Source organism: Enterobacter sp. ZOR0014 (assembly GCF_000798855.1).
GTDB classification, from domain to species: Bacteria; Pseudomonadota; Gammaproteobacteria; order Enterobacterales; family Enterobacteriaceae; genus Enterobacter; species Enterobacter kobei.
In genome coordinates this window covers 1-5510 of the sequence record NZ_JTLF01000377.1, presented here as the reverse complement: position 1 = coordinate 5510, position 5510 = coordinate 1, and the positions used below count along the sequence as shown (strand labels likewise).

The window sequence follows — 5510 nt, the reverse complement described above, 5'->3', positions numbered from 1 at the left end:
GCGGTTGAAGGCACCGGTCTTGAAAACCGGCGACCCGAAAGGGTTCCAGAGTTCGAATCTCTGCGCTTCCGCCAGATATAAACCCCAGCTTACTCGTTAAGCTGGGGTTTTTCTTTTGGCGTGAATTTAAAACCTGACGTTTATGAACGGATAAACGCAAGAATGTCCGCGTTGATGGTCTCCGCATGCGTGGTGTGCATCCCGTGCGGGAAGCCTGGATAAATTTTCAGCACGCTGTTCGCCAGCAGCTTGTCCTGCAGAAGGGCGGCATTCTTATACGGTACGACCTGATCGTCATCGCCCTGCATTACCAGAACGGGAACCGTGATGGCTTTTAAGTCCTCCGTCTGGTCAGTCTCTGAAAACGCCTTAATCCCCTCATAGTGCGCTTTGGCACTGCCAATCATTCCCTGACGCCACCAGTTCTGAATCGTACCCTGTGAAACCTCCGCGCCATCCCGGTTAAAACCGTAAAAAGGGCCGCTGGCTACGTCGAGGTAAAACTGCGCGCGATTGGCTGCCAGCGCACTACGGAAGCCGTCAAACACCTCGATGGGTGTCCCGCCGGGGTTATTCTCTGTTTTGACCATCAGCGGGGGAACGGCGCTGACGAGCACCGCTTTGGCGACGCGCCCCTGCGGCTGGCCGTATTTCGCTACATAGCGGGCGACCTGGCCGCCGCCGGTAGAGTGACCGACATGCACGGCATTGTGCAGATCCAGGCTTTCAACCACGGCCGACGCGTCGGCCGCATAATGATCCATATCGTGACCTTCACTGACCTGATCCGAACGTCCATGACCACGACGATCGATAGCGATAACGCGATAGCCCTCTGCAAGGAAGAAGAGCATCTGGTTATCCCAGTCATCGGCACTCAATGGCCAGCCGTGATGGAAAACAATGGGTTGAGCTTCTTTCGGACCCCAGTCTTTGTAATAAATGTTGACGCCGTCTTTCGTTGTTACGAATGCCATACCGCAGACTCCTCTGTTAAAAACAACACGACCCCTAAAGTGTAGGAGAAATCATATCAGCGGTGGGTTTCATTCCCGTGAAAGGTATTCATTTTGCATTCAGGGCTCTGGCGCGGCGCGCCAGAGCCTCCTGGGCGGGGTCATACAGCGGGGCTTAGCGGTTCTCTTCAATATAGCGGGCGAGATCTGCCGGGGTCTTCAACACCGTCGCTACGTCAGTTGGCGGGATCATACAGCCGTAAACGTCCTGCACTTCCAGCACCATATCGACTGCCAGAATAGAGTCGAGAATATCAGATTCAATCAGTTCATCGTGAAAGCCCACTTTACGGGATAATACTTTTTCGAACAGGGCGAGAATTTCGTTTTCCATTATGTTTCCTGGATAATTAATGAGTGCGGGCGTAAGCGTCCAGCAATTTGCGGTCAATTTTGCCGTTAGGGTTCAGCGGCAACGCGTCTTTTACGATAATTTGTGAAGGCACCATATAGTGGGGAACCACTTTCGACAGCGAGGTTTTGATCGTATCCGGTGCCATTTCCGTCACGCAGAACGCGGCAATACGCAGCACGCTGCCGCAGGGTTTCATCAGCGGCATCACTACCGCTTCATTAATGCCGGACATGGCCAGCAGACGGTTTTCGATCTCGTTGATTTCAATACGGTAGCCATTCAGTTTGACCTGACTATCGTTGCGACCCTGGCAATAGATCATCCCCGCTGCATAACCCAGATCGCCGGTCCGGTAGCCGCGACACGCGTCATCTTCCCGATGCAGTAATTTTGCCGCGTTCTCCTGCGGCAGGCCGAGGTAGCCGCGCATGACGTTTTTACCCCAGATAATCAGCTCGCCCTCGGCGGAAATGTCCATTCTGCTCTCCGGCATCATGACCCCCACCGGCAGCACGGCGCTGTCCTGGTTAAGGATCTCATCCGTAATTTCAACCACAGTCGTCGCGATGGTCGCTTCCGTTGGGCCATAGGAGTTGATGATTTTGGCCTGCGGGAAACGGCGGCGCAGCTGTTTAACCAGCGCTTTATTGAGCACTTCACCAATGAAGATAAAGACGCCGAGTTCAGGCAAATACTCGCTGTTAAACTGCGGGGACAGCAGCTGCTGGTAGGCAAAAGAGGGCGTGGACACCCAGGCGGAGACCGCGTTGCTTTTGAGTCGCGCCAGCCAGTTCTCTTTCTGAATATCCTCTTTGGCGTTGAGCACGATGTGTCCGCCCATCGCCAGGTTCGCCAGCAAAGGGATCAGGGAGAGGTCAAAGCTGAACACCGCGTGGTTCATCAGCACCGGTTTTGCCGGCAGGGAAAAGTCCTGGCTGACCCATTTCATGAAGTGCCAGACGCTCTCACGTCCAATCTGCACGCCTTTCGGTTTGCCGGTGCTGCCTGAGGTAAACATGATATAGGCCAGATCCTGCTCTTCCAGGACCTTGCCCGCTTCACCGGTGGCAATAAACTGCCGGGTTGCCACGTCGTAATAGTAAGGGACACTGGCCAGGCTACAAATCTCCCGGAGCCGCTCCTGCGGGTAGATGCAATCCACCGGGATGTACGGAATGTTGTGCAACAGGCAGCTATAAATCGCCACGGCGAACTCGGCCTGCTGATGACCATATAATACGACCGGTGTGCCTTCGATAGGCTTGCAGCGTTGATAGCGTTCCGCCCAGTCCATCACGGCGGCGGAAAGCTGTAGCCAGCTGAGGGTTTCGTCGCTACCCGTGATGGCCAGCTGCTGCGGGGAGGCGGGATCGCGCAATGCCGCACGTAAGAAATCCTGCAGTTCCTGTAGATCGGTGTGATATTTCATAGAGGAGACATTCCACTAAAGATGTAAAGGGATCCTGCGGCGCTGCCCAGCGTCAGAATTCGCCCCAAAAACGCAACTGCCGGATACTGCAAACCGCGGTGTAATGCCGGGCTGCGTTTGGCTGACCACAGCAGCATGTTGTGTGCGACAGAAATGGCGCCAAACAGCGCGCCGCTGATGACATAATGGCGTTCCAGGCCATTCCATGCCCCCATGCAGAACAGGGTGCAAAAAATACCGATATTTTGCGCCAGCGTTTTGTTCTGACGGAAAAAGTTGAACTTCATCAGGTTCATATAGACGGGCATAAACACCACATCGCGCAGCCATTCAGACAGGCTGATGTGGAAGCGCCGCCAGAAGTCCTGAGGGTTCTTTGCAAGCAGCGGCATATTGAAGTTTGCCGGAATATTCAGCCCGAATAAGCGCCCGGCACCGATGGCCATATTGCTGTAACCTGCAAAATCAAAGTACAGATAGGCGCTGTAAGCAATCGACATCACCACGCCGACGGTCAGCGAAAATGGCTTATGGCTCCAGGGCTGCACCACAAGCGAATCGATCAGCATGGCAAACAGGAACTTCTGGATGATGCCGGTGACGATCTGCTCTAACGCTGTTAAACATTGTTCACGGTTAAGGGTGAATGCGGGTTTATTCACATCGCTCATCCATGTCCGCCAGCGGTACATCGGACCGGCCAGAATAATAAAGGGCATAAAGAGGTAGCAGAAATAGTGCAGAATATTCTGGCCCTCTTTTTTACTGCGATACAACAGCACATCCACCGCGCGAAAGGTCATAAAAGAGAGACCGATCATGCCGAGATGGTGATTAAAATGTAATTTCACCAAAAACAGTGGCAGCAGCGTTAACACGATCGCCTGCCAGGTTTTTAACCATCCTTTTTCTTTTAACGTGGCGAAAAGATAAAAACAGCCAAAAACGATCGCCGGAATACGATAATCGCCCTGAAAAATATAGCCCCAGCCTAATGCTGTCAGGACGGCCAGGGACGATAACCAGGTCAGGCGATGGCGCAGCAGGCGATTAATCAGCGCAAATACCAGTGCCGATGAAAATAAACAGACAAAAAACAGTCCTGAGCTGTACATCATTCGGCCTCAGAATTTCTGATATTCAAAATGCAGTTGCATACTCATGCTGTCATCGACAGCGGTCCACGCGACGATGGTGATCCCAAGCAGGAGATAAAGGAAAAACAGACGGATCGCGATTTTCATTATTTAAAACTCTGTGCAATAAAGCGAAGCATAGGCACCCAGGCCAGTTCAGTCGGGTGCAGTCGGTCCCAGTTCCAGCCATTCTGATAAGGCATAGCGTACATATCTAAATAAGGGATCTGGTTCTCTTTCAGAATGGATTGAATTTGCTTATCGTACGGGCGGAACGTGTCGGTATGGTAAAGCGCCCACGGGTTAACCGGGTCGACGATAGCAATGACCTGCACGTGATGTGCCTTCAGCAGCTGGACGGTTTTCCTGAACGCAGCGAATTGGCCGGGCACCACCGGCGTGTCATCCCACTGCTGCGGCTTACCGTCCTCTTCGTAAATCGTTTTGTCCATCCACAGGGTCGCCGCGCTTTGCTGGCGAACTTTATTTAATTCACGGGCATTCGCCAGCTCTTTATTCCAGTCCGGAGTCATGTGGGTGGTTGGCTGTTGCGGCCAGGGTTGCGCCGTCTCAGGCCTGATATTGAGCAGCGACAGCCAGTCGTTTTTTATCAGGGTACAAAAATTAGCGAACTGGAAACCGATCTCATCCCAAATCAGATCGGGGTGCCAGCCGAAGACACGCATTTGCCCAAAGGTTAAATGGCTTATCTCTTTAGCATCAATATGTTTTAAATAATTCACGAGGATCGGACGTGCCTGCGGATCCTTCATCAGGGGATCAAAAACAGAGCCCGGAAAATTATCCGCATAGATAGCGGGTGGCAGACCTTTTGAGTAAAAGCTGTCAGGTGCCAACAATAAAACCACTTTACTGTTTGCGTTAAGGCTATTTTTAAAACGTGAAAACAGTAAAAATTGTGTTTCATCATCGACAAACGCATCGCCATACGCCACGACGGGTTGGTGTAATTGCTGATTAAAATAATGATAGACCGCGTAATGTTCATCTTCGGAGGTGGCAACTTCAGAGGCACCAATGAAGAAAATGGCATTCCCCTCCAGGGCATGGGAAATGGTGGCAATTTTTTCCGCTTGTTCTTTCGGTGTGCCCGCCATGGATTTGATCAGCGGCTGGAATTTAAGCGGCGGATCAAAGCTGGTCACCAGCGGGTGAATGCTGAGGAATAAAATGGCCAGGGCTGCCATCAGGATATGTAAGCAAAACGTATTTTTGATTTTCATCATTAACCAGTAAGACTACATGGCGGCAATTTTCTAAAATCCGTTAATAACCGGCTTTATAACAATTACACAACAAATGGCCGTCTATTTTGGGGCATTCTATACCAAAGCGATTTAGAAGGATGAGCGTTGCCGTGTAACGGTATGTACAAGTGGGAGAGAGCGACGCGGGGATCGTGGAATGAGCGATTTTTTGCGCAGTTAAACGCCAGGGCGTAGAAATAGAAAAATTCCTGCTTTACAAGGCGCTAATAGATGTTTATAGTGCGCCTCACTTTGGAAGCGTGGCCGAGCGGTTGAAGGCACCGGTCTTGAAAACCGGCGACCCGA

Annotated in this window: 5 protein-coding genes; all 5 read right to left on the bottom strand. The window is 51.8% G+C overall.

The features are described from left to right. Positions 1-140 precede the first annotated feature (140 nt). Positions 141-977 carry an alpha/beta fold hydrolase gene (locus tag L977_RS21455; RefSeq protein WP_014883268.1) on the bottom strand — a complete coding sequence of 279 codons (837 nt, stop codon included), beginning with the start codon at positions 975-977 and terminating at the stop codon, positions 141-143. 154 nt (positions 978-1131) lie between these two features. Continuing rightward, positions 1132-1350 carry an acyl carrier protein gene (locus tag L977_RS21450; protein ID WP_023332630.1) on the bottom strand — a complete coding sequence of 73 codons (219 nt, stop codon included), beginning with the start codon at positions 1348-1350 and terminating at the stop codon, positions 1132-1134. Between the two features lie 16 nt (positions 1351-1366). Beyond that, complete coding sequence (locus L977_RS21445; RefSeq protein ID WP_014883270.1) at positions 1367-2800, bottom strand: AMP-binding protein; 1434 nt, start codon at positions 2798-2800, stop codon at positions 1367-1369. Further along, entirely contained in the window at positions 2797-3915 is a 1119-nt protein-coding gene (locus tag L977_RS21440) for an MBOAT family O-acyltransferase (RefSeq protein ID WP_023332632.1), read from the bottom strand. Before L977_RS21440 ends, L977_RS21445 begins: the two co-directional genes overlap by 4 nt. A 128-nt stretch (positions 3916-4043) precedes the next feature. Continuing rightward, a complete protein-coding gene (locus tag L977_RS21435; protein WP_045134641.1) occupies positions 4044-5180 on the bottom strand; it encodes a D-alanyl-lipoteichoic acid biosynthesis protein DltD in 1137 nt (378 codons plus the stop codon). Between the last annotated feature and the right edge of the window lie 330 nt (positions 5181-5510).

What these genes read in the sequence shown, in the direction of transcription:
- L977_RS21455 (WP_014883268.1), bottom strand. Translation starts at nt 977, where the DNA reads ATGGCATTCGTAACAACGAAAGACGGCGTCAACATTTATTACAAAGAC.
- L977_RS21450 (WP_023332630.1), bottom strand. Translation starts at nt 1,350, where the DNA reads ATGGAAAACGAAATTCTCGCCCTGTTCGAAAAAGTATTATCCCGTAAA.
- L977_RS21445 (WP_014883270.1), bottom strand. Translation starts at nt 2,800, where the DNA reads ATGAAATATCACACCGATCTACAGGAACTGCAGGATTTCTTACGTGCG.
- L977_RS21440 (WP_023332632.1), bottom strand. Translation starts at nt 3,915, where the DNA reads ATGTACAGCTCAGGACTGTTTTTTGTCTGTTTATTTTCATCGGCACTG.
- L977_RS21435 (WP_045134641.1), bottom strand. Translation starts at nt 5,180, where the DNA reads ATGAAAATCAAAAATACGTTTTGCTTACATATCCTGATGGCAGCCCTG.